The organism is Micromonospora sp. NPDC005173, from assembly GCF_040608515.1.
Taxonomy (GTDB): domain Bacteria; phylum Actinomycetota; class Actinomycetes; order Mycobacteriales; family Micromonosporaceae; genus Micromonospora.
Genome location: NZ_JBEXIK010000008.1, coordinates 25,855 through 52,417, shown reverse-complemented (window position 1 = coordinate 52,417; position 26,563 = coordinate 25,855). Strand labels below are relative to the sequence as shown.

At 74.4% G+C, this 26,563-nt stretch carries 21 protein-coding genes and 1 pseudogene; 13 read left to right on the top strand and 9 right to left on the bottom strand.

What is annotated here, in order from left to right:
• The first annotated feature begins 109 nt into the window (after positions 1 to 109).
• Positions 110 to 1,261, top strand: a complete 1,152-nt coding sequence (locus ABZV00_RS12265; RefSeq protein WP_328418961.1) for an aminotransferase class V-fold PLP-dependent enzyme — start codon at positions 110 to 112, stop codon at positions 1,259 to 1,261.
• A 91-nt stretch (positions 1,262 to 1,352) separates the two neighbouring features.
• Entirely contained in the window at positions 1,353 to 1,586 is a 234-nt protein-coding gene (locus ABZV00_RS12260; RefSeq protein ID WP_355604873.1) for a sulfurtransferase TusA family protein, read from the top strand.
• A gap of 100 nt (positions 1,587 to 1,686) precedes the next feature.
• On the opposite strand, the gene ABZV00_RS12255 is transcribed toward ABZV00_RS12260, so the two are convergent.
• The 3 genes from ABZV00_RS12255 to ABZV00_RS12245 form a co-directional block, all read right to left on the bottom strand.
• Entirely contained in the window at positions 1,687 to 2,664 is a 978-nt protein-coding gene (locus tag ABZV00_RS12255) for a carbohydrate kinase family protein (RefSeq protein ID WP_355604870.1), read from the bottom strand.
• Positions 2,665 to 2,874: 210 nt separating this feature from the next.
• Entirely contained in the window at positions 2,875 to 3,246 is a 372-nt protein-coding gene (gene erpA, locus ABZV00_RS12250; protein WP_328418964.1) for an iron-sulfur cluster insertion protein ErpA, read from the bottom strand.
• Between the two features lie 181 nt (positions 3,247 to 3,427).
• Positions 3,428 to 4,567: a glycerate kinase gene (locus ABZV00_RS12245; RefSeq protein ID WP_355604868.1), complete on the bottom strand. Its 1,140-nt coding sequence runs from the start codon at positions 4,565 to 4,567 to the stop codon at positions 3,428 to 3,430.
• A 68-nt stretch (positions 4,568 to 4,635) separates the two neighbouring features.
• On the opposite strand from ABZV00_RS12245, the gene nadA reads away from it, so the two are divergent.
• The 3 genes from nadA to ABZV00_RS12230 all read left to right on the top strand — a co-directional run bounded on the left by nadA (position 4,636) and on the right by ABZV00_RS12230 (position 8,071).
• Positions 4,636 to 5,835, top strand: a complete 1,200-nt coding sequence (nadA, locus tag ABZV00_RS12240; protein ID WP_355604865.1) for a quinolinate synthase NadA — start codon at positions 4,636 to 4,638, stop codon at positions 5,833 to 5,835.
• Positions 5,836 to 6,047: 212 nt separating this feature from the next.
• Positions 6,048 to 7,403 (top strand): UDP-N-acetylglucosamine 1-carboxyvinyltransferase, encoded by a 1,356-nt coding sequence (gene murA / locus ABZV00_RS12235; RefSeq protein WP_328418967.1) that lies wholly within the window; start codon positions 6,048 to 6,050, stop codon positions 7,401 to 7,403.
• Between the two features lie 74 nt (positions 7,404 to 7,477).
• On the top strand, positions 7,478 to 8,071 hold the full coding sequence (locus ABZV00_RS12230; RefSeq protein ID WP_355604862.1) for a DUF3043 domain-containing protein: 594 nt from the start codon (positions 7,478 to 7,480) through the stop codon (positions 8,069 to 8,071).
• Positions 8,072 to 8,078: 7 nt separating this feature from the next.
• Here ABZV00_RS12230 and ABZV00_RS12225 read toward each other — a convergent pair whose 3' ends face one another.
• Together ABZV00_RS12225 and ABZV00_RS12220 are read right to left on the bottom strand one after the other, a co-directional pair.
• Complete coding sequence (locus ABZV00_RS12225) at positions 8,079 to 8,387, bottom strand: AzlD domain-containing protein (protein WP_328418969.1); 309 nt, start codon at positions 8,385 to 8,387, stop codon at positions 8,079 to 8,081.
• A complete protein-coding gene (locus tag ABZV00_RS12220) occupies positions 8,381 to 9,214 on the bottom strand; it encodes an AzlC family ABC transporter permease (RefSeq protein WP_355604858.1) in 834 nt (277 codons plus the stop codon). Before ABZV00_RS12220 ends, ABZV00_RS12225 begins: the two co-directional genes overlap by 7 nt.
• A 66-nt stretch (positions 9,215 to 9,280) precedes the next feature.
• Between ABZV00_RS12220 and ABZV00_RS12215 the strand changes: the two genes are divergently transcribed.
• From ABZV00_RS12215 to ABZV00_RS12205, 3 genes are all read left to right on the top strand, one after another.
• Complete coding sequence (locus ABZV00_RS12215; RefSeq protein ID WP_328418971.1) at positions 9,281 to 9,841, top strand: XRE family transcriptional regulator; 561 nt, start codon at positions 9,281 to 9,283, stop codon at positions 9,839 to 9,841.
• Positions 9,842 to 10,226: 385 nt separating this feature from the next.
• Positions 10,227 to 14,924: a WG repeat-containing protein gene (locus ABZV00_RS12210; protein WP_355604855.1), complete on the top strand. Its 4,698-nt coding sequence runs from the start codon at positions 10,227 to 10,229 to the stop codon at positions 14,922 to 14,924.
• Between the two features lie 45 nt (positions 14,925 to 14,969).
• Positions 14,970 to 15,968, top strand: coding sequence for an aldo/keto reductase family protein (locus ABZV00_RS12205; RefSeq protein ID WP_355604852.1), 999 nt, complete (start codon positions 14,970 to 14,972; stop codon positions 15,966 to 15,968).
• Between the two features lie 64 nt (positions 15,969 to 16,032).
• Here the strand turns inward: ABZV00_RS12205 and ABZV00_RS12200 are convergent, their stop codons facing one another.
• Together ABZV00_RS12200 and ABZV00_RS12195 are read right to left on the bottom strand one after the other, a co-directional pair.
• Positions 16,033 to 16,830, bottom strand: coding sequence for a site-2 protease family protein (locus ABZV00_RS12200; protein WP_355604849.1), 798 nt, complete (start codon positions 16,828 to 16,830; stop codon positions 16,033 to 16,035).
• Positions 16,830 to 17,030 carry a hypothetical protein gene (locus ABZV00_RS12195; protein ID WP_007463228.1) on the bottom strand — a complete coding sequence of 67 codons (201 nt, stop codon included), beginning with the start codon at positions 17,028 to 17,030 and terminating at the stop codon, positions 16,830 to 16,832. The genes ABZV00_RS12200 and ABZV00_RS12195 overlap by 1 nt, the downstream gene beginning before the upstream one ends.
• 146 nt (positions 17,031 to 17,176) lie before the next feature.
• Between ABZV00_RS12195 and ABZV00_RS12190 the strand changes: the two are divergent.
• The 4 genes and pseudogenes from ABZV00_RS12190 to ABZV00_RS12175 all read left to right on the top strand — a co-directional run.
• Positions 17,177 to 17,980, top strand: a pseudogene (locus ABZV00_RS12190) (serine/threonine-protein kinase); the annotation flags it as partial.
• 1,097 nt (positions 17,981 to 19,077) lie between these two features.
• Positions 19,078 to 21,012 (top strand): bifunctional adenosylcobinamide kinase/adenosylcobinamide-phosphate guanylyltransferase, encoded by a 1,935-nt coding sequence (locus tag ABZV00_RS12185; RefSeq protein ID WP_355604846.1) that lies wholly within the window; start codon positions 19,078 to 19,080, stop codon positions 21,010 to 21,012.
• Complete coding sequence (locus ABZV00_RS12180) at positions 21,002 to 21,775, top strand: adenosylcobinamide-GDP ribazoletransferase (RefSeq protein WP_355604844.1); 774 nt, start codon at positions 21,002 to 21,004, stop codon at positions 21,773 to 21,775. The genes ABZV00_RS12185 and ABZV00_RS12180 overlap by 11 nt, the downstream gene beginning before the upstream one ends.
• A 66-nt stretch (positions 21,776 to 21,841) precedes the next feature.
• Positions 21,842 to 23,137 carry a DUF2314 domain-containing protein gene (locus tag ABZV00_RS12175; RefSeq protein ID WP_355604842.1) on the top strand — a complete coding sequence of 432 codons (1,296 nt, stop codon included), beginning with the start codon at positions 21,842 to 21,844 and terminating at the stop codon, positions 23,135 to 23,137.
• Positions 23,138 to 23,167: 30 nt separating this feature from the next.
• Here ABZV00_RS12175 and gcvT read toward each other — a convergent pair whose 3' ends face one another.
• Positions 23,168 to 24,298 carry a glycine cleavage system aminomethyltransferase GcvT gene (gene gcvT / locus ABZV00_RS12170; RefSeq protein ID WP_355604839.1) on the bottom strand — a complete coding sequence of 377 codons (1,131 nt, stop codon included), beginning with the start codon at positions 24,296 to 24,298 and terminating at the stop codon, positions 23,168 to 23,170.
• Positions 24,299 to 24,460: 162 nt separating this feature from the next.
• Here gcvT and ABZV00_RS12165 point away from each other — a divergent pair, with 162 nt between their 5' ends.
• The gene (locus ABZV00_RS12165; RefSeq protein WP_355604837.1) at positions 24,461 to 26,035 is read left to right on the top strand and encodes a leucyl aminopeptidase; all 1,575 of its coding nucleotides are present in this window, start codon (positions 24,461 to 24,463) and stop codon (positions 26,033 to 26,035) included.
• A 57-nt stretch (positions 26,036 to 26,092) separates the two neighbouring features.
• Here the strand turns inward: ABZV00_RS12165 and ABZV00_RS12160 are convergent, their stop codons facing one another.
• Positions 26,093 to 26,422, bottom strand: coding sequence for a hypothetical protein (locus ABZV00_RS12160; RefSeq protein WP_328418980.1), 330 nt, complete (start codon positions 26,420 to 26,422; stop codon positions 26,093 to 26,095).
• Positions 26,423 to 26,563 lie beyond the last annotated feature (141 nt).

Below are 26,563 nucleotides of genomic sequence, written 5' to 3'. Positions count from 1 at the left end.
CCCCCATCGGGGGGATCCTGGGCATACCGCCGCGATAGCGTTTGGATCCGTGAGTGCGAGGAGTGAGCCGGGGTTGCGAGCCCCACAGTCGCGAACAAAAGGCGGATCAGTGAGTGCACCCTCGGTCTACCTGGACGCGGCGACCGCCGCGCCGCTGCACCCGGTCGCCCGGCAGGCGCTGATGGCCGCCCTCGACGACGGCTGGGCCGACCCCGGCAAGCTCTACACCCAGGCCCGTCGGGCCCGGCAACTGCTCGACGCCGCCCGCGAGGCCACCGCGCAGACGCTCGGCGTCCGCGCCGACGAACTGTCCTTCACCCCCAGCGGTACGACGGCCGCCCACGGCGCTGTGCTCGGTGGCCTGGCCGGGCGGCACCGGGTCGGGTCCACGCTGGTGCACTCGGCGATCGAGCACTCCGCCGTGCTGCACGCCGCGGAGCGGCACGTGGCAGCTGGCGGCAGCGCCAACCCGGTGCCGGTCGACCGGCTGGGCCGGCTGGACCTGACCGCCTGGTCGGACGCGGTCCAGGCCCCCGGCGTCGCGCTGGCCGCACTGATCACCGCCAGTCACGAGGTGGGCACCGTACAACCGGTGGCCGAGGCGGCCGCCGCGTGCGCCGACGCCGGGGTGCCGCTGTACGTCGACGCCGCGCAGTCGGTCGGCCGGGTACCCCTGCCGGCGGGCTGGTCGGTGCTCAGCGCCAGCGCACACAAGTGGGGCGGCCCGCCCGGGGTGGGGTTGCTGGCGGTCCGCAAGGGCACCCGCTGGGAGTCACCCTGGCCGGCCGACGAGCGGGAGGGCGGACGTACCCCCGGCTCGGTGAACCTGCCCGCGGTGGTGGCGGCGGCGGCGAGCCTGCGCGCGGCGGCGGCCGACGCCGCGGCCGAGGAGAGCCGGCTGGCGGCGCTGGTGGATCGGATCCGGGCGCGGGTGCCGGCGGAGGTGCCCGACGTCGAGGTGGTCGGTGACCCGGTGCTCCGGCTCCCTCACCTGGTGACCTTCTCCTGCCTGTACGTCGACGGCGAGGCGCTGCTGCACGCGCTGGACCGGCGCGGCTTCGCCGTGTCGTCCGGCTCGTCCTGCACCTCGTCCACGCTGCGCCCGTCGCACGTGCTGGAGGCGATGGGGGTGCTCTCGCACGGCAACGTCCGGGTCAGCCTGCACCGGGAGACGACCGAGGCGGACGTCGAGAGGTTCCTCGCCGAACTGCCCGGGATCGTCGCCGACCTGCGCGCCGAGGCCGGGGTGGTGGGGCTGTGACCGCTACCGCTCCCCCGGCGCCGCGCGGGCGGGCCACGGGCGGGACGGCTACGGGCGGGACGGCACGGCGTGGGAACGGGAGAATGGGGCGGTGACGATGCCGGACGAGATCCTCGACTGCCGGGGCCAGCGCTGTCCGCTGCCGGTGATCGCGGCGGCCCGACGGATGCCCCAGGTGCCGGTCGGCACGGTCGTCCGGGTGCTCGCCGACGATCCAGCCGCCGCGGTGGACATCCCCGCCTGGTGCCGGATGCGCGGTCAGGAGTTCCTCGCCGCCATCACCGGCCCCGACGGCCCCGCCTACGACATCCGCCGCGCCCACTGACCCGCCGCACCCCGCGATCTCGCAGTTCCGCCCGGCGAAACGCACCTGAAGCGCGGATCGGCGTCACAACGTGCAAGACCACGGAGTGCGGGGGTACGGGTCAGGGCAGGAGGTGGGGGCGGATCTCGTCGGCGGCGGTGTCGCCGTAGGACTCGGCGAGGCGCTTCACGAACAGGTCGCGGCGGACCTCGTACTCCTGGGTGCCGACGGTCTCCAGGACCAGCGTGGCCAGCAGCGAGCCGACCTGGGCGGCCCGCTCAAGGCCGAGCCCCCAGGAGAGCGCGGTGAAGAAGCCGGCGCGGAAGCCGTCGCCCACCCCGGTCGGGTCGACCGCCCGGATCTCCCGCGCGATCGGCACGTGGATCGGGTCGATGCCGCGCCCGGCGATCTCCACGCCGTGCTTGCCCAGCGTGGTGACCCGCACCTTGACCAGGTCGAGCAGCTGGTCGTCGCTCAGCCCGGCCTTGCTCTGCAGCAGCGACTTCTCGTAGTCGTTGGTCATCAGGTACTCGGCGCCCTCGATCAGCGCCACCACGTCCTCGCCGGGCATCCGGGCGAGCTGCTGGGAGGGGTCGGCGGCGAACGCGTACCCGCGGGTGCGGCACTCGGCCGAGTGGCGCAGCATCGCCTCCGGGTCGTTGGCGCTGACCAGCACCAGGTCCAGTCCGCCGAGCCGGTCGGCAACCGGGGACAGCTCGATGTTGCGTGCCTCACTCATCGCGCCGGCGTAGAACGACGCGATCTGGCACATGTCGGTGTCGGTGGTGCAGACGAACCGTGCGGTGTGGGCCACCTCGCTGATGTGCACGGAGTCGCAGTCCACTCCGTGCCGTTCCAGCCAGGAGCGGTAGTCGGCGAAGTCGGCGCCCACCGCGCCGAGCAGCACCGGGCGCAGCCCGAGCTGTCCCATGCCGAAGGAGATGTTCGCCGCCACGCCGCCGCGGCGGAGCACCAGGTCATCCACCAGGAAGGAGAGGGAAACCTTGTGCAGTTGATCGGCGATGAGCTGGTCGGCGAAGCGACCGGGGAAGCTCATCAGGTGATCGGTGGCGATCGAGCCAGTGACGGCGATCTTCATGTCAACCCTCGGGGTCGGGAGCAGGGCGCGGTCAGCCTACCGGCCCGGCCATCCGGCGGTGTCCGCTCGGTCGGACAACGGCAACCGCCCGGTAACCGCCCGGCGGGCGCCGTCCCGAGACCGCTCCCACCCCCGCCGGTCACCACTCCCAGAACGACGACGGGGCCGTCCCGAAGGACGGCCCCGTCGTGTTGGTGCGTATGGCGCGACTCAGTTGAACGAGTCGCCGCAGGCGCAGGAGTTGCCCGCGTTGGGGTTGTCGATGGTGAAGCCCTGGGCGTCGATCCGGTCAGCGAAGTCGATCGTCGCGCCGGAAAGGTACGGGGCGCTCATCCGGTCGACGACGACCTCAACACCACCGAAATCGGTGACGACGTCACCGTCGAGCGAACGCTCGTCGAAGAAGAGCTGGTACCGCAGGCCGGAGCAGCCGCCCGGCTGCACCGCGACCCGGAGCCGCAGGTCGTCGCGGCCCTCCTGCTCGATCAGGGCCTTGACCTTCTGCGCCGCGACGTCGGTGAGGACGACGGAAGTAGGGGCGGCCTGGGCCTCGGTCGACTCGGTCTGCGCTGGCGTGGTCACGTGGAAGTCTCCCTGCGCGGTATGGGTCCGGACGCACTGGCCAACGCCGCACGCCGTCCAGTGATTCCCGGTTGTGGTCCTTTTCCGATCGTACGCCGCGCCGGCCGGACTCACCCGCGTGGCGTGACCCCCGCCGCAGGTAGTCCCGGTCGCAGCCGGGTCGGGCGCGCGGCCTGAGCGCTCAGCGGCTCCACTGCCGGGCCAGTCGGGCACCCAGCTCGCGCAGCCCGTCGGTGGGCCGGCTCATCGCGGCGGCCAGCCCGCCGCCCTCCTCCCCGCCGAAGTGGTCGACCAGGCTGTACGCGTCGGTCACCCCCGCCGAGGCGGCCTCCCGCCGGCCGGTGCTCACCTGCCCGGCCACCACCACGCAGGGGACCCCCCGGTCCCGGGCGGCGCCCGCCACCCCGGCGACCACCTTCCCGCGCAGCGACTGGTGGTCGAAGGACCCCTCACCGGTGATCACGAGGTCGGCGGTGTCCAGTGCGGCGTCCAGCCCGGTGGCCCTGGTGACCAGGCCGATGCCCGACTCGCAGCCACCGCCCAGGGCGAGCAGGGCCGCGCCGATGCCGCCGGCGGCTCCGCCACCGGGCAGTCCGCCGAGCCCCGGCGGGCAGCCGGGCAGGTCCCGCTCCAGCACCGCCGCGAAGCGCTCCAGGGCGGCGTCGAGCAGCAGCACATCGGCCCGGTCGGCACCCTTCTGCGGGCCGAACACGCTGCTGGCGCCGTGCAGGCCGAGCAGCGGGTTGTCCACGTCGGTGGCGGCGATCAACCGGGTGCCGCGCAGCCGGGGCGCGCCGTCCAGCGCGGCGACCGCGGCCAGCGCCGCTCCGCCGTACGGCAGGGCGCGGCCCGCCTCGTCCAGCGGGGTGACGCCGAGCGCCGTGAGCATCCCGGCGCCGCCGTCGTTGGTGCCGGAGCCGCCCAGCCCGATCACCACCGTCCGGGCGCCGCTCTCCACCGCAGCGGCCACCAGCAGGCCCAGGCCGTACGACGTGGTGGCCTTCGGGTCACGTTCGGCGGTGGCGAGCAGGTGCAGCCCGCACGCCTGGGCGCTCTCCAGGTAGGCGGTCGCGCCGTCGGCGGTGAGCAGGATCTCACCGGCCGCCGGCCGGCCCAGTGGGTCGACCGTCCGCACCGGCACCCGCCGGCCACCGATGGCCTCGGCGAGCACCTCCACGAAGCCCGGCCCACCGTCGGCGAGTGGCCGGATCAGCAGGTCGTCGCCGGCGGCGACGGTGCGCCAGCCGGCGGCCACCGCGGCGGCCACCTCCGGTGCGGGCAGGGTGCCGGCGAACTTGTCCGGACAGAGCAGCACACGCATGCCGAGCAGTGTGGCAGCCCACACCGACGGAAGCCGCGTCGCGCTCGCGCTGTGGGACCATGGACCACGTGACTTCGACCTGGGTGGAACCCTCCAACACGGCGACGGCTCTGCTGCTGCTCGGTCGGGGCAGCGACCCCGACACCGAGCGCGGCGTCGAGTGTCCGGGCGACCTGCCGGCGCCCAGCGACCCCGATCTGGTGGCCCGCGCCACGGCGGCGAAGGCGAAGCTGGGCAGCAAGGTCTTCGTGCTGGGGCACCACTACCAGCGCGACGAGGTGATCCAGTTCGCGGACGTGACCGGCGACTCGTTCAAGCTGGCCCGGGAGGCCGCGGCCCGTCCGGACGCGGAGTACATCGTGTTCTGCGGTGTGCACTTCATGGCCGAGAGCGCCGACATCCTCACCACCGACGCCCAGCGGGTGATCCTGCCCGACCTGGCGGCGGGCTGCTCGATGGCGGACATGGCCGTGCTGGGCCAGGTCGAGGCCGCCTGGGACACGCTGACCGAACTGGGCATCGCCGGCGAGACCGTGCCGGTGACGTACATGAACTCCTCGGCCGACATCAAGGGCTTCGTCGGCCGAAACGGTGGCGTGGTCTGCACCTCCTCCAACGCCAAGCGCGCCCTGGACTGGGCGTACGAGCAGGGGTCGAAGGTGCTCTTCCTGCCCGACCAGCACCTGGGCCGCAACACGGCGGTGCTGGAGATGGGCCTGTCGCTGGACGACTGCGTCCTCTACGACCCGCACAAGCCGGGCGGCGGGCTCACCGCCGAGCAGCTGCGGGACGCCAAGATGATCCTCTGGCGGGGGCACTGCTCGGTGCACGGCCGCTTCACCCTGGAGAGCGTCAACGACGTACGGGAGCGGGTGCCCGGGGTCAACGTGCTGGTCCACCCGGAGTGCCGGCACGAGGTGGTCACGGCCGCCGACTACGTCGGCTCGACCGAGTACATCATCAAGACCATCGAGGCGGCTCCGACCGGCTCGGCGTGGGCGCTCGGCACCGAGCTGAACCTGGTCCGCCGGCTGGCGCTGGCGCACCCGGACAAGCAGATCATGTTCCTGGACAAGGCCGTCTGCTACTGCTCGACGATGAACCGGATCGACCTGCCGCACCTGGTCTGGGCGCTGGAGGAGCTGGTCGCGGGCCGGGTGGCCAACCAGATCACGGTGGACCCCGACACCGCGTACCACGCGCGGGTGGCGCTGGATCAAATGCTCGCCCTGCCCGGCGCGGACACCCCGCCGCCGACCGCGAGCTGATCACTATCCGTAGCGTCGTTGGTACGCAAAAGTGCCTGATCACCGATTAATGCCACACACGCCGATGTGACCGAGTCGTTTTTCGTCACCGAGGGCTATGCTGCCGGAGCGACGACGCAAGCGGGCCATTTCGATATGGCCGCATCCGGGGTAGCGACAGTGTTCAGACTCCCCACCATCAACACGGCAGCACCGACATGCTGGAGGTTGCGTTGACCGACGACGTCCTGGTCGTGCACGGAGGCACTCCGCTTGAAGGGCGGATCCGCGTGCGAGGCGCGAAAAACCTGGTTTCGAAGGCGATGGTCGCCGCGCTGCTCGGCGACAGCCCGAGCCGGCTGTTCGACGTGCCGAAGATCCGTGACGTCGAGGTGGTCCGGGGTCTGCTCGGCCTGCACGGCGTCAAGGTGACCGACGGCGACGAGGACGGCGAGCTCGTCTTCGATCCCGCGAACGTGGAGAGCGCCAGCACCGACCAGATCAACGTGCACGCCGGCTCCAGCCGGATCCCGATCCTGTTCTGCGGCCCGCTGCTGCACCGGCTCGGGCACGCGTTCATCCCGGACCTTGGCGGCTGCCACATCGGCCCGCGCCCGATCGACTTCCACCTGCAGGCGCTGCGCGAGTTCGGCGCCACGGTCGACAAGCGGCCCGAAGGGCTGCACCTGTCCGCGCCGAACGGACTGCACGGGACGAAGTTCGCCCTGCCGTACCCGAGTGTCGGCGCCACCGAGCAGGTGCTGCTGACCGCGGTGATGGCCGAGGGCGTGACCGAGCTGCGCAACGCCGCGGTGGAGCCGGAGATCATCGACCTCATCTGCATCCTGCAGAAGATGGGCGCGATCATCAAGGTGCACACCGACCGGGTGATCGAGATCCAGGGCGTGCCGAAGCTGCACGGCTACACCCACCGGCCGATCCCGGACCGGATCGAGGCGGCTAGCTGGGCTGCGGCGGCTCTGGCCACCCGCGGTCACGTCGAGGTGCTCGGCGCGCAGCAGGCCGACATGATGACCTTCCTGAACATCTTCCGGTCGGTCGGTGGCGAGTACGAGGTCACCGACGCCCGGCCGCCGAAGCTGGGCGATCTCGGCCAGGAGGGTGGCATCCGGTTCTGGCACCCGGGCGGCGAGCTGAACGCGGTGGCGCTGGAGACCGACGTGCACCCCGGCTTCATGACCGACTGGCAGCAGCCGTTGGTCGTGGCGCTCACCCAGGCCCGCGGGCTGTCGATCGTCCACGAGACGGTCTACGAGCAGCGGTTGGGCTACACCGAGGCGCTGAACTCGATGGGTGCCAACATCCAGGTCTACCGGGATTGCCTCGGCGGCACCCCGTGCCGCTTCGGCCGGCGCAACTTCAAGCACTCGGCGGTCATCGCCGGGCCGAGCAAGCTGCACGCCGCCGACCTGGTCATCCCGGACCTGCGGGCCGGCTTCAGCCACCTGATCGCGGCGCTCGCGGCCGAGGGCACCTCCCGGGTGTACGGCGTCGACCTGATCAACCGGGGCTACGAGGACTTCGAGGCGAAGCTCGCCGACCTGGGCGCGCACGCCGAGCGTCCGTAACCTCGAACACCTTCCGTTCGCGCCCGGTGCACCGCGATGTGCACCGGGCGCGAACCGTTGGCTACCCTTGCCGCGTGCCGTCGCTCTTTCGCCGCAAGTCCACCGACCTCGTCGACGAGGCCGTCACCTCGGTGACCCCCGAGGAAACCGCCGAGCGGTCCCGGGGCTACACCCCGGCCAAGGGTCGGGAGACGCCGAAGCGGCCAACCGTCGGCCGTCGCCCGGCCGGCCCCACCCGCCCCCTGAACAAGCAGGAGGAGCGGGAGCGCCGCCGTCAGTTGCGTGCCGAGGCCGCGTCGGAGTTCCGCCGCGAGGGCGGCCCCCGCGACCGCGGCCCGGAGCGGCTGCTGGCCCGCAACGTGGTCGACTCCCGGCGTACTGTCGGCACCTGGTTCTTCGGCGGCGCACTGATCGTGCTGATCGGGTCGAACGCGGCGATGCCTCCGCTGGTCCGGCTGATCTCCAACGTGCTCTGGGGTGCGCTGGCGCTGGGCGTGGTCGTCGACTCGGTGCTCATCTGCCGCAAGATCAACAAGCTGGTCCGGGCGCGCTTCCCGAAGACCGGCCAGCGGATGGGTTCGCTCTACCTCTACGCGGTCATGCGCTCGATCACCTTCCGGCGGATGCGCGCCCCGGCCCCCCAGGTCAAGCTCGGCGACAAGGTCTGACCCCGGCTCAGGCCACCCCGAGCAGACGCAGCACCGCCGTGGTGGCGGCCGCGCCGACCACCACCAGCACGAACGGCACCCGCCGCCAGGCGAGCAGCACGCCGACCAGCACCCCGGCCGGGCGCGCCCAGCCGGCGAACCGGCCGGCCTCGGTCAGCGCCGCGGTGGCGGCCAGCGCGGCCAGCAACGCGGCGGCACCCACCGGCAACAGTCGCCGGGCCCACTCCGGAAGTTCCAGCCGGTCCCGCAGCAGCACACCGGCCAGCCGGAAGCCATAGGTTCCGGCGGCCAACGCCAGGATCACCGCGATCAGCACGGCACCTCCCCGGTGCGCTCCACGCCGAGAGGTGCGGACGCAGCCGGGCGGGCCTGTTCGACGCCCACCGGTTCGGCCGCGGCCGGGCGCGGCCCCTCCCCGGTCTGCTCGACCCCGCTGGGCGCGGGCGGGGCGGGGTTGGCGTCGCCGCTCGGAGGCGGCCGACGGCGGAAGGCGATGGCAGCCGGGCCGGCGAGCGCGAGCAGCACCGGCAGCCCGGCCGGCAGCACCGGCGTGGCCACGACCGCCAGCGCGGCCCCGGCCAACGCCGCCTGCCGGGTGTCCCGGTCACGCAGGGACGGCAGCAGCAGCGCGATCAATCCGGCGGGGAAGGCGGCGTCCAGGCCCAGCGCGGCCGGGTCGCCGATCGCGTCACCGGCGAGCACGCCGAGCAGGGTGCCGACGTTCCAGGCCAGGAAGAGCAGCGTGCCGGCCAGCCAGAACGCTCGCCGCCGAGCTTGGCCGGCCGGTTGGGCCAGGGTGAGCGCGGTCGTCTCGTCGGTCATCAGGTGACTGCCGAGCAGCCGGTGCCGCAGCCGGGGGCCGAGGCTGTCACCGAGGGCGAGGCCGAACGGCAGGTGCCGGGCGTTGAGCAGCAGCCCGGCCAGCACGGCGGCCAGTGGGCTGCCGGCGGCCACCAGGCCGACCGCCATGAACTGCGCGCCGCCGGCGTAGAGGACCGCGGACATGGTCAGGGTGGCCCACACGGGTAGCCCGGCGGCGACCGCCACCGCCCCGAACGAGGCACCCACCGCGATCATGGCCGCACCGAGAGCAAGCACGTCGCGAAGCATCCGGGCGTCGGCTGTTCGTTGTACCGTACGCATGGTTCACCATGGTGAACAGATGACCGGTGTTCGTCAAACCGAACGTAGATCCGATGGAGCGAACGCATGCCTCCCGAACCGGCCGCTCCCCTGGCCACCATCGCCGCCGCTCTGCGCCGGGAACGGGACCGGGTCGGCATCTCGCTGACCGAGCTCGCCCGCCGGGCGGGAGTTGCCAAGTCCACCCTCTCCCAACTGGAGTCGGGGACCGGGAACCCGAGCGTGGAGACGCTCTGGGCGCTCGGCGTGGCGCTCGGCGTGCCGTTCAGCCGGCTGGTTGAGCCGGCCGACGACGGCATCCGGGTGATCCGGGCCGGAGACGGGCCACGGGTCCGCTCCGAGCAGGCCGACTTCACCGGCACGCTGCTCAGCGCCGGAGCGGCGCACCTGCGCCGGGACATCTACCTGATCGAGTTGGAGCCGGGCGCGGTCCGGGCCGCGGAAGGGCACACCCCCCGCAGCGTCGAGCACGTGGTGGTCGCCGCCGGCCGCCTGCGGGTAGGCCCCAAGGAGGGCACGGTCGACCTCGGCCCGGGCGACTACGCGACGTTCCCCGGCGACGCCCCGCACGCCTACGAGGCGTTGGTTCCCGGCACCTTCGCCGTACTCGTCATGGAACACCCCTGATCGAGCGCGGCCGGTCCCGCCCGGGCCGCTCCACCGGCGGGTGGGGTATCGTCGGAAACCAGATTCGGTTATCGGCCCAAATGTCCGAAACAGTAGGATAACGTTTGCGCCCGTGGGCAGTACCACAGTGGCGGTGAGCGAGCCCACGCCGTTACCCTCCATCCGCAGCCACGCCCTGCCGGAATGGGCGACTTGACCGGCACGCGAGGCCCCAGCGCGACAATTTGCAACGAGGTGACAACGCCGTGAGCGAGCGGACGCGAGCCGGCCACCGGGGCGTGGCAGGCGGCGACCGGACGCCCCGCGGTCACCGGGGCGCGCACGCGGACGGCCCGCCTCCTCTGGAGATCGGCCGACCGGCCGGGCTTGGCGACGGGTTCGGCGGATGAACGGCCGCTACACCGACCGGTGGCGGGACCCGAACGAACCGTCCTGGGTGGTTGAACCGACCACCGAGTGGCATCCCCAGTTTCCCGGCCAGCGCTACCCCGGCGACATCGGCCTGTCCCACCAGCCGCCCCCGCCGCCGCGCGGCCGGGCGACCGTGGTCGGCCGTACCGAGGTGCCGCCGCTCGCACCCACCCGCCCGGACGGCACCTACCTCGGCCGGTCCTGGGCGGACGAGGAGCCGGCCGAGACGCCGACCTTCGGCCGGTCCCAGGGCGACGAGCGGCCGGCCGACGCCTCCGCCTACGGCCGGCCCGAGGCGGAGGCCCCGCGTTACGACCACGAGCCGTACCGCCGGCCGCTGCCCGAGCCGCCTCGGCGCGACGATCGCCGTTCCCCCGAGTCCGACCGGCGGACCGCCTGGTCCGACCGGCGCCCCAGTGACGACCGGGGACCGGCCCGGGAGGCCGCCTGGCACCGGGACCAGCCCGCCGAGCGGTACGACACCCGCCGACCCCGGCACGAGCCGGCCGACCGGGACCCGGGGCACTCGTCGGCGCCACCGGTGTCCCCCGCACCGCGGACCCAGCCCGGCTGGGTGCCGGAGCCGGAGGAGGCGCCACGTCGGCGCGGCACGCAGGAGCGACCGGCCGCCGGATACGACCGGCACCCCGACGACGGGTACGGCAACCGGCCCAACCGGGGCCGCGACGGCCGGACGGCCGACGGCTGGGCCGCCGACGGGGCCGGCCAGTGGGCGCCTGTGGACGGTCGCTCGCTCTACCGCGACGACCGGTACCCCGACCGGGCCGCCGAGGACGCCCGCCGCCCCGAGCGGAGTACGGACGACGCGCGCCGCCCCGACCGGGCTTCCGACGAGGCGCGGCCGGCGGCGCGAGCCCGCACGGACGCCGGAGTCGGCGCGCCCAGCGAGCGGCGGTACCAGCCCGACGAGCGGGTCAGCGCGCCGCAGACACCCGACGGTGGACGCCGCCGCCAGCCCGAACAGGAGACGCCTGGTCAACCACGCCGGGACGACGAGCGGCGTCGACCCGACGCCGACCCGCACCGGCAGCAGCCCCGCGATGCGGCGGCCCGCGCCGAGGCGTACCCGGACCGGCGCCCCCGCGAGGAGACCCGGCCGGAGGCCTACCGCGAGGAGGCCTACCGCGAGCCGCGGTCGCAGCCGGGCCACCGACCGGACGGCGGCCTGCCCTGGCCACCGCCGGGTCCGGTGCGCCCGGACCGCACGCGCGAGGCGGGCTACCGTGCCGAGCCGCACCAGACCGCCGAACCGCAGCGCACCGCCGACTCCGGCCTCGCGTCGCGGCCGGCCACCCGGCCCGAGAGGCCTCCGACCGCGCCGTCCCGGTACGACGACCGGCCGGCACGCCCCGCCGCCACGGCTCCGCCCGCACCGGCCACCTCCGGCCGGACCGCCCCGCTCTCCCCGGAGCGACCGGTGTCGCCGGCACCCGTCTCCCCCGCCGCGCCCGGCCGGGACCGGCCCATCTCGACCGCCCCGATCTCTCCCGCGCCGACTGACCACGAGCGCCGACCGGCGGACCACACCCCGCCCGGTCGCCCGGATCGGGACCGGCCGGTGTCGGCGGCCCCGGTCTCCCCGGCGACGGACGTACCCGTCTCGGGTCCGCCGGCCGCCCGGCTGCGGCTGGAGTACCTGCCCGCGCCGGTGGACCCGCCGCTGCCCGACGAGCGCCCCGGCCCGCTGCCTCCCGAGCACCGGACGCCGACCGAACCGGCACCGACGGCCGGCGCGCGGCCCACCGCGCCGCCGCGTTACCCCGGTCCGGGCACCGACGACCGCCCAGCCGACCAGCGGCCCGGCGGGAAGCCGACCACGGACCGCCGCCCGACACCGCCGGAGCGGTCTGCCCCGTCGGGGGACGCGCGCCCGCCGGTCGCGCCGCCGCCCACCTGGCAGGCCCCGGAACCGCCGGCCACCCGGCCGACCCCGGCACCCACGGCCCAGGCATCCGCACCCGCCGACCCGGCACCCACGGCGGACGCCGATGCGGTGCTTCCGATAACTCCCGGCCGGCCGCGCCGCTACGTGCCACCCCCGCCGTCGTCGGAACCGCCGGTGGCGCCCGCTCCGGAGCCGGTCCAGGCTCCGGTCACCGGTGGACCGGCCGCCTGGTTCAGCCCCGCCCAAGCGGAGGAGTCCGACCAGGACGAGCCGGCGACGGACCGCCGACCGACCGACGCGGCCGACGATCGGCCTGCGGACGGCCAGGCCGGCTCCTCGACACCCACCAGAGCGGAGCACGACCCGTCGACACCGGTGACCGAACCGCCCGCCGACGGCTGGGCGACCGACCCGCGCCCCGATGCGACGGTCGAGCCGGCCATCGCGGCAACGGCACCGCAGGCCCAACCGGTCTCCGCACCGCCCGCGCGACCGGTCTCCGCACCGCCGGCCGAACCGGTCTCCAGCGACCGTGACCTCTGGACCGACGACATCGGCGCCGACCGGGAGTCCGCGGTCGGGTGGATACCGACCGAGGCGCCCGGACCGGTTTCCGCGCCACCGGCCCGCCCGGTCTCCGGACCGCCGGTCCACCCGGTTTCGGCACCGCCGGTCCGCCCGGTCTCCGGTGCACCCCGCACCTGGGCGGACGACCTGCTCGACGACGCACAGCCAACCGACGAGCCGACACCGACCGATGCCTCCCGGCCGGTCTCCGCTGCTCTGAGCGACGGAACGCGGCACTTCCAGACCGAACCCGCCGCCGAGGCCGACCACCAGTTCCCCGGCACGCCGAGCACGCCCACGTCCGACACACCTGCCGACTGGGAGGGCGATCGCCTCGCCGACCCCGAGCCGCTGGACCGGCCGACGTCGGCGCCGATCGACGCGCAGGTGGACCGGCCGGTCTCCGCACCCCCCGGAGCGGACACCGACCCGATCGAACGCGACCCGGCAGGCGAAGCGACCGCCGCGCCGCCCGACCCGCAGTCCGACGCGCCGGGCGGTCCGAGCACCGCCGGACCGGCGGCCGGTTCACAACCCGACGACTGGGCCGCTGCCGATGCGCCGCCGGCCCGACCGGCGCCGACCGACCACGACGCGGAGCACCCCGTTCCGGCGCCGCCCGTCTCCGCGCCGCCCGTCTCCGACCTGCCCGCACCGCCGGTCTCGGCACCGCCCGCAGCATCCGTCTCCGCTCCGCCGGCAGCGGCGGTGTCCGCACCGCCGATCTCCGCGCCGCCGGTGTCCGCCACACCGGTCTCCGCGCCGCCGGTCTCCGGGCCGCCAGTCTCCGGGCCGCCGGCCGCAGCAGTTCCCGAGCCGCGGAACGGGTCAGCCGAGGAGAGCGTGCCGGTATCCGCGCCACCCGACACGGCGCCGCCAGCGGCACCCCGCCGGACGCTGGCCGACCAGGGCGACCCGGAGCAGGTCCTTGCGGCGTACCGCTGGCGACTGGACCCGGTCACCCTGCGCGAGGATCTGACGGAGCCGGACGACCTACGGGCGATCCGGCGGCGGCTGACCGAGAAGTTGGGCTCGGCCACCGACAACCGGTCCCGCGCTCGGCTGCTCAGTCTTCGGGCGGTGGCCTCCCGGATCCTCGGCGACCTGGACGACGCGCTGGCCGACGGCCGGCTCGCCCTCACCTACGCCGAGGCCACCGGCGAGCTGCGCCGGACCGCGCTGGCCCAGGCCCGGCTGGCCCACGTGCTGCGCTGGCGCGGGGACTTCCCCGAGGCCGACCAACTCTTCGCCCAGGCCAACTCCGTCGAACTGCCCGACCGGCTGCGGGCCGCGCTGCACGAACACGCCGGTCGGTCCTGCTACGACCAGGGTCGGCTGATGGAGGCCTGCCAGCACTTCGAGCAGGCGCTCGACCTGCGCGGCGCCGGCGACGCCGACCTGCTGGACCGGATCCGGGTGGGCCTCGACGCGGTCACCACCCGGGCCGCGACGGATGGCTTCGGGCCGTACCCCCGGGGTCGGGACGAGGTACTCGACCGTGACCGGCCCCCGCTGCCGGGGCGGGACGGACCGCTGTGGGGGTACACCGACGCGGACGGTGACCTGGTCATCCCCGCCCGGTACGCCGAGGCGCAGCCGTTCCACGACGGGTTGGCCTGGGTCCGCCGGCCGGACACCGACCGGTGGTCGTTGATCAACCTGCTCGGTACGACGGTGATCCCGCCGACCTACCGCGCGGCGCGCCCGTTCAGCGACGGCCTGGCCTGGGTGGCGGACAACGCGAACGGCTGGCAGGCGATCGACGCGACCGGGGAGGTGCAGGTTCGGCCCGGTTTCGCCGACGTGCGACCGTTCCGCCGTGGGGTGGCCGCGGTACGGCGCGAGGGGTGGGGTGCGGTCGACCGGACCGGCCGGATCGTGGTGCCGACCCGGCACCACGGCTTCGCCACCGAGCTGGCCGACGGCCAGCAGGTCGACGGCTTCACCGACGAGGGCCTCGCCGTGGTCGACGTGGCCGGCAGGCGCGGTGTGGTGGACCGCAGCGGCACCGTACTGGTCCCGCCGGCGCACCCGATGCTGGTCATCCACCCGGTGGCGTTCCTGGTCGGCAGCAGCACCGGGCGGTGGGGTGCGCTCGACCGGCGTGGCGAGCCGCTGATCGACCCTGTACACCGCGATCGTGACGCGGTGCTGGCCGAGATCGACCGGCTGCTCACCGACGCCAACCCGGTGCTCTGATCGGCCGTTCAGAGTCCCGTAAACCAGCAGGGCTAGGGTCCAGTCATGGAATTCCGACACCTGGGCCGCTCCGGCCTGATGGTCAGCGAGATCTCGTACGGCAACTGGATCACCCACGGTTCGCAGGTCGAGGAGGACGCGGCGTTCGCCTGCGTCCGGGCCGCCCTCGACGCGGGCATCACCACCTTCGACACCGCCGACGTGTACGCCGGCACCCGGGCCGAGGACGTGCTCGGCCGGGCGTTGCAGAACGAGCGCCGCGAGGGCCTCGAAATCTTCACCAAGGTGTACTGGCCGACCGGACCGGGCCGCAACGACCGCGGCCTGTCCCGCAAGCACATCATGGAGTCGATCAACGGCTCGCTGCGCCGGCTGCGCACCGACTACGTGGACCTGTACCAGGCCCACCGGTACGACCACAGCACGCCGCTGGAAGAGACGATGGAGGCGTTCGCCGACGTCGTGCACTCCGGCAAGGCGCACTACATCGGCGTCTCCGAGTGGAGCGCGGAGCAGCTGCGCGCCGCTCACCCGCTCGCCCGGGAGCTGCACATCCCGCTGGTCTCCAACCAGCCGCAGTACTCGATGCTCTGGCGGGTCATCGAGGCCGAGGTCGTACCGGCCAGCGAGGAGCTGGGCATCGGCCAGATCGTCTGGTCGCCGATGGCGCAGGGCGTCCTGTCCGGCAAGTACCTGCCGGGGCAACCGCCGCCGGCCGGTTCCCGGGCCACCGACGAGAAGTCCGGTGCCGGCTTCATCTCCCGGTTCATGACCGACGAGATGCTGACCCGGGTCCAGCAGCTCAAGCCACTGGCCGAGCAGGCCGGGCTGAGCATGGCCCAGCTCGCCGTGGCGTGGGTGTTGCAGAACCCGAACGTCTCCTCGGCGATCATCGGCGCGTCCCGCCCCGAGCAGGTGCACGACAACGTGAAGGCGGCCGGGGTGAAGCTCGACGCCGAACTGCTCAAGGCGATCGACGAGATCGTCGAGCCGGTCACCGAGCGCGACCCGGCGAAGACCGAGTCGCCCGCTCAGCGGCCCTGACGCCAGTCCGGTCCGGTCGGCGCGGGTCCGCGCCGGCCGGACCGGGTCGGTCAGCCCGAGACGATCAGCCCTGCCAGAAGCGGATCAGCTCGAGGCCGGTGGCGTAGAGCCAGGAGGGCAGGCCGAGCAGGTCCCCCACTGCGAAGACCGCGTCGAAGAACCAGCCACCGATGCGCGGGTTCCACAGCAACGCGAAGAGCAGCAGGAAGCCGAACGGGGCGAACAGGTCGTACATCCGGCGCCACTGCGGGTTGAGCCACGGCTGGATCATGTTGCCGCCGTCCAGGCCGGGGACCGGCAGCAGGTTCAGCACGCTCGCGGTGAGCTGGAGGAACGCCAGCAGCGCCACGCCGGCCCAGAACTCCACCGGGCCGCCCGTCTGGGTGCCGAACCGTATCGCCGCCACCAGCACCAGCGTGAACAGCACGTTGGTCGCCGGGCCGGCGAGGCTGACCAGGGTGTGCCGCAGCCGGCCCGGGATGGCGTGCCGGTCCACCCACACCGCACCGCCGGGCAGGCCGATGCCGCCGAGCAGCACCACCGCCACCGGCAGCACGATCGACAGCAGCGGGTTGGTGTATTTCAACGGGTTGAGCGTCAGGTAGCCGCGGTGGGCGATGTCCCGGTCGCCGGCGCGGTAGGCCACCACCGCGTGGGCGTACTCGTGCAGGCAGAGCGAGACCAGCCACCCGGAAACCACGAAGAGGAACACGTCGAACCGGACATTGCCGTACCCGTTCCAGGTCAGCACCCCGCTGACCGCGAAGAGGGCGACCAGGCCGAGGAAAATCGGGCTGGGCCGGAACGCCTCCCGCGGCACCCCGAGCACCAGCCGCTCCCCACCCGGCCGGTCGTAGCCCATCACTCGGCCGTGGGCAGCAGGCTCATCCGGTAGTCCACCCGGTCGTCCTCCACGAGCGCGACCGAGGTGACGCCGGACGCCGCGAGCTCCCGCCAGGTCTGACCGATCCAGGATTCGGCGTCGGCCTGGCTGCCGAACGACTCCGCCGGTCCCTCGACCGTCTGGCCGTCCGTGCCCTCGTACCGCCAGCTCCACGCCATGCCGCGTCTCCCCTCGCCGCTGAAGTCCCCGTGGGACGAACCCTCGCCAGCGTAGTCGGCCCGGCGTGGAACGACCGCTCGCTCGCCTTCGACCGCGACCCATGGGTTGATCGATCCCCGTCGGGGCCGGCCGGTACGGTGGCCCAGTGCTGACACGGGGAGTGCTGCTCGGCGACCGGTACCGGCTGGGAGAGCGGGTGGCGACGGGCGGGATGGGCGCGGTCTGGCGCGGCACCGACGTGATGCTGGAGCGCGAGGTGGCGGTGAAGGTGCTGCTGCCGTCGCTGGTCGCCGACCCGGAGTTCACCGCCCGGTTCCGGGCCGAGGCGCGGATGCTGGCGGCGCTGCGGCATCCCGGCGTGGTCGCCGTGCACGACGTCGGGCAGACCGCCCTCGCCGACGGCAGCCGGGTCGACTACCTGGTGATGGAGTACGTCGAGGGCGAGCCGTTGAGCGCCCGGGTGCGCGGGGTGGGTCGACTGGACCCGGCCACCACCATGTCGGTGCTGGCGCAGGCGGCGGACGCGCTGCACACCGCCCACCTCGCCGGCATCGTGCACCGGGACGTCAAGCCGGGCAACCTGCTGGTCAAGGCCGACGGCCGGGTGGTGCTGGTCGACTTCGGCATCGCCCGCTCGAGCACCATGGCCGGGCTCACCGCCGCGAACATGGTGCTCGGCACCGCCTCGTACATGTCCCCCGAGCAGGCCACCGGGCAGCGGGTCTCCCCCGCCACCGACGTCTACGCGCTTGGCGCGGTGGCGTACTTCTGCCTGGCCGGGCAGCCGCCGTTCGACGGCGACAACCCCCTCGCGGTGGCGCTGCGGCACGCCCAGGAGGAACCAGCGCCGCTTCCGTCGGACACCCCGCCAGCGGTGGCGGCGGTGGTCGCCCGCGCGCTGGCCAAGCGCCCCGCGGACCGCTACACCAGCGCCGCCGAGCTGGCCGGCGCCGCCGCCGACGCCCGCGACGCGACCCTGGCCAGCATCCCGCTCGCCGCCCGCCCACCGTGGGCGCTGGCCGCCCCCACCCCATCCGTCCCGGGCCCGACCCCGCCGGCCGTCGCGCCGCCCGCCCCGAGCCCCACCCCGCCGGCCGTCGCGCCGCCCGTCCCGAGCCCCACCCCACCGCCCGTCCTGGGACCCACCCCGCAGGCCGTCCCGACCCCCGCGCCGACGCCATCGGCCCCGCCCACGGACCCGCGGCCCCGAGCGGCCTTCGGGACCGAACCGGTGGGGACCGGGCAGACCCGGGAGGACCCGTTCCGGACCGGGTCGGCCAGGCGGCGCGGGCCACTGCTGGTCGGGGTCGGTGCGGTCGTCCTCGTCGCGCTGGTCGCCGGGGCCGTGGCGGCACTGCGGCCCGGCTCCGACCCTGGTGGAACAGACGGTCCGCCGGCACTGGCCGGCGAATCGGTGTCGGCCGCGGAGGTCCCGCTGCCAAGCGGGGACGCGACCAGCCCGGGGCCCCTGCCCAGCGGCACGCCGGGCGCCAGCCGGACCGCGACCGCCGCACCGACCGGCGCCAGCGGCCAGCCCGGCGCGCCGGGCAGCGGTGCCCCGGCCCCACGCACCACCGCGCCGGGGACCACGCCGACCGGGGGGGCCAGCGGCCAGCCGACGTCCAGCGGCAGCCCGGCGGGCCGGCCCAACCCGTACACGGCGGCGCAGGCGTGCGGCAGCGGCTACCAGGTGATCGACTCGGCGACGCTGACCGGCGGTGACGGCCGCCGCCGGGGGCGGGTCTACCTGCTCTACCACTCGGGCAACGGCAACAACTGCGTGGTCACCCTCAAGGACACCGCGGTCGGCACGCCGTCGGCGGCGTCGGCGTACCTGGAGGTCCAGGGACGGGCCCGCAGCACCGACAGCGGGTCCTTCGACTACTACGCCGGGCCGGTGCGGGCCAGCGCCGCCGGGAAGTGTGTGAAATGGGGTGGCGCCACCGGCGGGGTCAGCTACGGCAGCGGGTTCGAACACTGCGACTGATCAACCGCGAGCGCCGGGCCGGCAGGCAGCGGGACGCCGGGCGGCCTTAAGGTACGGGCATGTCCGTAGACGGGTGGAACACGGTCCTGGTGCTCGGCGGTATCCGGTCCGGCAAGTCCGAGTTCGCCGAGTCCCTGGTCACCGACGCACCGGTGGTCCGCTACCTCGCCACCGCGCCCGAGGGTGACCCGGACGACACCGAGTGGGCGACCCGGCTCGCCGCGCACCGCGCCCGGCGGCCGGGCAGCTGGACCACCGAGGAGACGGCGGCCGAGCCACGGCGTCTGGCCGACGTGCTCGCGTCCGCACAGCCCAACGAGACGCTGCTGGTGGACGACCTGGGCGGCTGGGTGACGGTGCTGCTCGACCCGGATCATCAGCCCGCCGACGACGTGGCGACGATCGCCGAGCTGGCCGAGGCGATCCGCACCTGCTCGGCGCGGGTGGTGCTGGTCAGCCCCGAGGTGGGGCTGTCACTGGTGCCGACCACACCGCTGGGCCGGGCGTTCACCGACGCGCTCGGCGCGGCCAACCGCGCGGTCGCCGACGCCTGCGACGCGGTGGTGCTGGTGGTCGCCGGTCAGCCGGCCTGGCTGAAGCCGGCCGTCGCGCCCGCGAGCACCGGAGGTGCCGAGCCCGCGAGCGCCGCGACCGTGACCGAGCCGGCCGGCTCCCGGGCGGTCGTCTCCGCGCCGGTCGTCGTCAGCCTGGCCGACACCGAGCCGACCCCCGAGGTGCAGCTTCCGGACGTGCTGACCCACGCGCCGCCGGTCGCCCCCAACCAGGAGCCGGGCAACCCCTGGGCCGCGCCCACCATGGCGCTGCCGATGGTGGCCACCGGGCTGGTCATCCAGCCGGGCATGGAGCTGCCGATGCCCGACGAGTACACCGGCCCACAGGCGGTGGACCGGCTGGCCACGCTGGACGTTCCCGGTGCCGGGCTGGGTGTGCTGGACCGGGTGGTCGGCTTCGCCGCCGCCACCCAGGGCACCTCGACCCCGGTCGCCTGGGGCTCGGTGCGGGTGCTGCTGTTGCACGGCGACCACGCTGGCGGGGCGTCCGCCGGCACCGTCGCCGGCGATTCGGCACGCCGGGCCGCGCAGGCCCGCGCCGGCCTGGGCGCGTTGGCCCGGCTGGCCGCCGAGAGCGGTGCCAGCCTGCAGGTGGTGGACACTCCGGCCGCAGCGCCGATGGAGGACCAGCCGGCGCTCGCGCCGGAGCAGGTGGAGTCGGCGCTGCGCTACGGCTGGAGGTTGGCCGAGCAGGCCGCCGACGCCGGCGTACAGCTGCTCGTGCTGGGCGCGTGCGGCGCTGGCACCGAGGCGGCCGCCGCGGCGGTGCTGGCGGCCACCGCGGGCGCGGAGCCGCAGGCCGTGCTCAGCCGGGTAATCACCGACTCCGGCGAGATCGACGACGCGGCCTGGATGATCCGCTGCGCGGCGGTACGCGACGCGCTGCACCGCACCCGTCGCTCGCCGCGTACCGCCAAGGACGTGCTGGCCGAGCTGGGCGGCGGCGACGTGGCCGTGGCCACCGGCGTGCTGCTGGGCGCCACCGCCCGCCGGGTGCCGGTGCTGCTGGACGGGCCGGTCGGGCTGGCCGCCGGCATGGTCAGCCGCGATCTGGCCGGGCAGGCGCGGCACTGGTGCCTGCTCGCCGACCACGGCGGGCACCCGGCGGTGCGGCTGGCCGCCGACGTGCTCGGCCTCACCCCGCTGCTCGACCTGCGGCTGGACCTCGGCGAGGGGGCGAACGCACTGGTCGCGCTCCCGCTGCTGCGTTCGGTGCTGGCGCTGGCCGCTGCGCTGCCGGTCCACCCGTCGCTCGGCGGCGGAGAGCCGGAGCCGGCCCCCGAGGAGCCGGAGTACACCGATCCGGAGTACGCCGACCGGGAGTACACCGATCCGGAGTTCATCGAGCCGGAGCCGGACGGACCGGGCCCGGCCAGCACCGGGGCGGACGAGCAGCCGGCGTCGGGCTGGCGTGCCGGCTGACTCGCGGCTCGTCGCGGGGGCCCGGCTGGCGGTCACCACGTTCACCACCCTGCCGGTACGGGCCGGGCGGATCGACCGCCCGGTGGCCGGCACCGCGATGGCGCTCGCCCCGGCGGTCGGCGCGCTGCTCGGCGTACTGCTGGCTGGCGTACTGCTGCTGGCCGGCGCGCTCGCTCCCCCGCTGGTGGCCGCCGGTGTGACCGTGGGCGCCGCAGCCCTGCTCACCCGAGGGCTGCACCTGGACGGGCTGGCCGACACCGTGGACGCGCTCGGCTCGTACCGGCGGGGCGCGGCCGCGCTGGAGATCATGAAGAAGCCGGACGTCGGCCCGTTCGGGGTGGTCGCCCTGGTGGTCGTCCTGCTGGTGCAGGCGGCGGCACTCGCCGAGCTGGCCGGGCGGTCCTGGCCGGCCTGCCTCGCGGCGGTGGTCGCGGCGACCGCCGCCGGGCGGCTGGGCGTGACGGTGGCCTGCCGGCGGGGCGTGCCGGCTGCCCGGCCGGACGGGCTGGGCGCCATGGTGGCCGGGACGGTCGGCCCGGCCGCGCTGGCCGCCGGCGCGGTCGCCGTCGTGCTGCTGGCGGTGCCGGCGGTGCCGGACCGGCCCTGGCAGGGGCCGCTGGCCGTCGCGGTCGCACTCGCCGTCGCGGTGCCGCTGCTCACCCACGTGGTACGCCGGCTCGGCGGGATCACCGGCGACGTGCTCGGCGCGACCGTCGAGGTGGTCACCACGCTGGTCTACGTCGGTCTGGTGCTGTCCGGCTGAACCCGTCGAGGCGGGCCGGGTAGCGTTCGCCTCGACAGCACCGGCGCGGCCACCGGGGGACAAAGAATGCTCATCACGGACGACTTCCTGCCCGTACCGGTCCCGGAGTCGCTCAGCGCGACCTACCTGGTGCCGATGGCGGGGCTACCGAAGGTCAGCGCGAAGACCGCTGTGGCGGCGCTGACCGGCCGGCTGGCCGAGCCGGTGCACGGGTTGGCCCGGCAGATGCTGGACAGCCCGCTGATGAGCGTGGACACCCGGCCGATCGCGGAGTTCCCCGAGCTACCACCGGACCTGCTCACCGCGTTCGGCGCCACCGAGGCGCAACTGGCGCGGCTCGCCGCGGCGAGTCACCTGGTGGTGGTGCAGGCCGAGTACCGGCCCGGCTGGCCGCCCGCGCACGAGTGGGCGGCCCGCGCGGTCGCGGCTGCCGTGGCGGAATCCGTCGACGGCGACGTGGTGGACGTCTTCGGCCTGCAGTTCCTCGACCCGGCGACCGCGCTGCGCTCGCTCCCCGATGAGCAGGGCCGGATCCGGTTGGTGGACTGGGTGCTGGTGCCGTACTCCTCGGATGTGGAGGGTCTGTGGTTCACCACCAAGGGGCTGCGCCGCTTCGGGCTGCTGGAGTTGCAGACCCAGGGGGTGCCCGACCACCTCACCCGGGCCTGGGGCGCGGTGATGACCGGGGCGGCGCGACGGCTGCTGCGGGACTGGACCGACGGGCTCAACGGCGAGGAGGTGCCGGCGTTCGTGCAGTTGCCGGTGCTGGCCACGGTGACCGGGCATGACATCGCGGTGGCGTACGGCAACCCGGACCAGCACGGGGCGACCGCCCCGGTGCTGCTGCGCCTTGAGTTGGACCCGGCGACCGACCCGGAGGCCGACTCGTTCCTCAGCCTGCGCCCGCCGCCCGGGCATCCCGGTCCGGACGGGCGCTACTACGCGGCCGCCTGCGCGACGCTGTTCGCCGGGATCCAGCCGGACGTGCGCTACGCGCGCTCCGGCGACGCGATGAGCCGGGCGGTCGCCACTGCCCGGGCCGCGCTGGGCGACGCCCGGACCCGGTTCGTCGCCGGTCACCTGCCGGCGGAGTCACAGCTGGTGGTCAAGTACGGCCTGCCCGGTGACGACGGTCCGGAGTACGTCTGGGCGGGCGTCACGTCGTGGGAAGCCCCGGAGCGGATCGTGGGCGTCAGCGCCAGCGACGCGGCCACCGACCCCTCGGTGCGAATCGGCGTCCCGGTCGTGGTGGAGGCGACCGACGTGGTCGACTGGGCGGTGCTGGACGCCACCGGCGTCATCGAGGGCGGCTGGACCCAGGCCGTCCTCGACTCCGGCGAACCCCCGACCCCCACCCCCTGATCCCTCCCGGGGCCAGAGGTGGGGCAGCGGTTATTTGACTGAGGGGTTGACGAACGGGGGGCGGGTCACCTGCATGGGGGCCCGGCGGCCGCGGATCTCGATCTCGACGAGGTCGCCGTCGGCGAGCTTGGCGTCGGTGTCCAGCAGGGCCAGCGCGATGCCCTGCTTGCGGGTCGGTGAGAAGGTGCCGCTGGTCACCGTGCCGACCTGCGCGTCGCCGACGTGCAGGGTCATCCCGGGCCGCGGAATGGCCCGGTCGACGGCCACCAGGCCGCGCAGCGTACGGCGAGGGCCGGCGGCCTTCTCGGCGAGCAGGGCGTCGCGGCCCCAGAAGGCCGGCTTGTCCCAGCCAACCGCCCACCCGGAGCGGGCCTGCACCGGGGTGATCTCCAGGGACAGGTCCTGCCCGTGCAGCGGGTAGCCCATCTCGGTACGCAGCGTGTCCCGGGCGGCCAACCCGCAGGCACGCAGCTCGAAGCTCTCGCCGGCGGCGAAGAGCGCATCCCAGACCGGGACCGCGTGCTCCGCCGGCACCACCAGCTCGTAGCCCAGCTCGCCGGTGTAGCCGGTGCGGCAGACCGTCAGCTCCACCCCGGCCAGGCTGGCGGCGGAGAAGCTCATGTAGCCGTGCTCGGTGGGCAGGCCGAGGGCGGCCAGCAGCTCTGCCGAGCGCGGGCCCTGCACGGCCAGCACCGCGTACGCCTGGTGCTCGTCGGTGACGGTGATCTGCTTCGGCGCGGCGGCGCGCAGCCGGCGCACGACCTCGGCGGTGTTCGCGGCGTTCGGGATGAGGAAGACGTGGTCGTCGGCGTACAGGTAGGCGATGATGTCGTCCACCACGCCGCCGGTCGCGTCGTCGCAGCAGAGCGTGTACTGCGCCCGACCCGGACCGATCCGGCCCAGGTCGTTGCTGAGGCAGGCGTTGACGAACTCGGCCGCGCCGGGGCCGCTCACCCGGGCCTTGCCCAGGTGCGACACGTCGAAGACCCCCACCGCCGTACGCACTGCGGCGTGCTCCTTGAGCACCCCGCCGCCGGCGTACTCCAGCGGCATCTCCCAGCCCCCGAAGGGGGCGAACTTGGCGCCGAGAGCGGTGTGCCGCTCGTGCAGCGGGGAACGGCGCAGCCGGGTCTCGGCGGCGGAGGAGGTCACGTCGGTCATGGGTGGCAACTTACCGGGGGCAACGCCGCTGGTTAGCATCGGCGGGACCCTGTCAGCGCCATCGACGGGACAGCCCTGACGTCCGGCGGGTAGGTTCCGCCGGAGACCTTCATCGCCGGTACGCGACGACGCGGCCGGCCCGGCCCGCCCGGAGTAGCTTCAGTGACATCACCCCGCACCACCACCCTGAGCCTGGTCGACACCGACCCGGCGGAACTCGCCGTCGACGCGATCGTGATCGGCGTGCACAGCCAGACCGGAGAGCAGGACGCCACCAGCGGCCGCACCGGCACCCTGCTGCTCGCCAGCGGCGCGGAAAGCATCGCCGCCGCGTTCGACGGCAAGCTGACCGAGACCCTGGCGCTGCTCGGCGCGACCGGTGGCCCGGGCGAGGTGATCAAGCTGGCCACGCTGGGCACGGTCACCGCCCCGGTGGTCGTCGCGGTCGGGCTCGGCCCGGAGCCCTCGGGTGCCGCCCCGGCACCGGAGACGCTGCGCCGGGCGACCGGTGCGGCGATCCGGGCTCTGGCCGGCGCACCGAAGGTGGCCCTGGCCATGCCGCTGCCGGACGACGCCGACGCGCCGGCCGCCCTGCGCGCGGTCGCGGAGGGCGCGCTGCTCGGCGGGTACCGGTTCGCCGGCTACAAGACCCGGCCGCAGCCGGCCCGGCGGGAGCCGGTGGCCGAGGTGCTGGTCGCGGTGCCGGACGCCGGTGACGAGGGCGCCCAGGCCGAGATCAGCCGGGCGCAGGTGGTGGCCGGCGCGGTCCGGCTCAGCCGGGACTGGGTGAACACCGCGCCGAACGAGCTGCGCCCGCCGTCGTTCGCCGACGCCGTGGCCGACGCCGCCCGTGCCGCCGGCCTCGGCGTCGAGGTGCTGGACGAGGCGGCGCTGGTCGCTGGCGGGTACGGCGGCATCGTCGCGGTCGGGCAGGGTTCGGAGGCTCCGCCGCGGCTGGTGAAGCTGACCTACACCCCGCAGGATGGCGGCAACGGCAAGCGGGTCGCGCTGGTCGGCAAGGGGATCACGTTCGACACCGGCGGCATCTCGATCAAGCCGGCGCAGGGCATGTGGGAGATGAAGTCCGACATGGCGGGCGCCGCCGCGGTGGGCGCCGCCATGCTGGCGATCGCCGGGCTCAAGCCGGCGGTGGCGGTCAGCGCCTACCTGCCGATGGCGGAGAACATGCCGTCGGGCACCAGCTACCGGCCGGGCGACGTGATCAGCATGTACAGCGGCAAGAAGGTGGAGGTGCTCAACACCGACGCCGAGGGCCGGATGATCCTGGCCGACGCGATCGCCCGCGCCTGCGAGGACGGCACCGACTACCTGTTCGAGACCTCCACCCTGACCGGCGGCCAGGTCATCGCGCTCGGCAAGCGGATGGCCGGCGTGATGGGCACCCCCGAGCTGTGCGAGCGGGTCCGGACGGTCGGCGACGCGGTCGGCGAGCCGGCCTGGCCGATGCCGCTGCCGGACGACGTGCGCAAGGGCATGGACTCCGACGTGGCGGACATCTCGCAGGTCAACGCCGGGATGGACCGGGCCGGTCACATGCTGCAGGGCGGCGTGTTCCTGCGCGAGTTCGTGACCGACGACGTGGCGTGGGCGCACATCGACATCGCCGGGCCGGGCTACCACTCCGGCGAGCCGACCGGCTACTGGACCAAGGGCGGCACCGGCGTGCCGGTCCGCACCCTGGTGCAGCTGGTCGAGGACGTCGCCGTCAACGGCTGACCGTCAGAAGACCGACGACGACCGGGGCGCCCCAACACGGGGGCGCCCCGGTCGCGTTCAGTACCGCTCGGGGCGGCGCTTGCGGCGCTCGTTGAAGTCGCGCATGCGCTGCGGGTAGCCCATCAGCCGGACGTCGTACACCGGGATGCCCATCCGGTACGCGAAGCGCCGGGCGCCGTCCGGGCCGTCGACGCGCCGGCGGGTCCACTCCCCGTCGTCGGCGATCAGGATGACCGTGGTCTCGGTCACCGTCGTCCGCGGCTCGATGAACGCCTCGACGCCGCGCCGGCTCCGGACAAAGTTCTCCAGATGGTCGAGGTCGCCACGATCGGCCGCGCGGTCGTGGCTCGACACACGCGCCTGTTTACGGCGGCGGAACAATCCCACCGGACCTCTCCCCCACGTTTGTCATCGATAACGGTGCCAAGGGTACGTGTCACCGACGTGTCGTTGGGCACCTCGGTACGCACCCTGTGCCCAGTGGTGACAAGATGACCGAGGTGGGGTGTGTCCCTGTTACACCTCTGT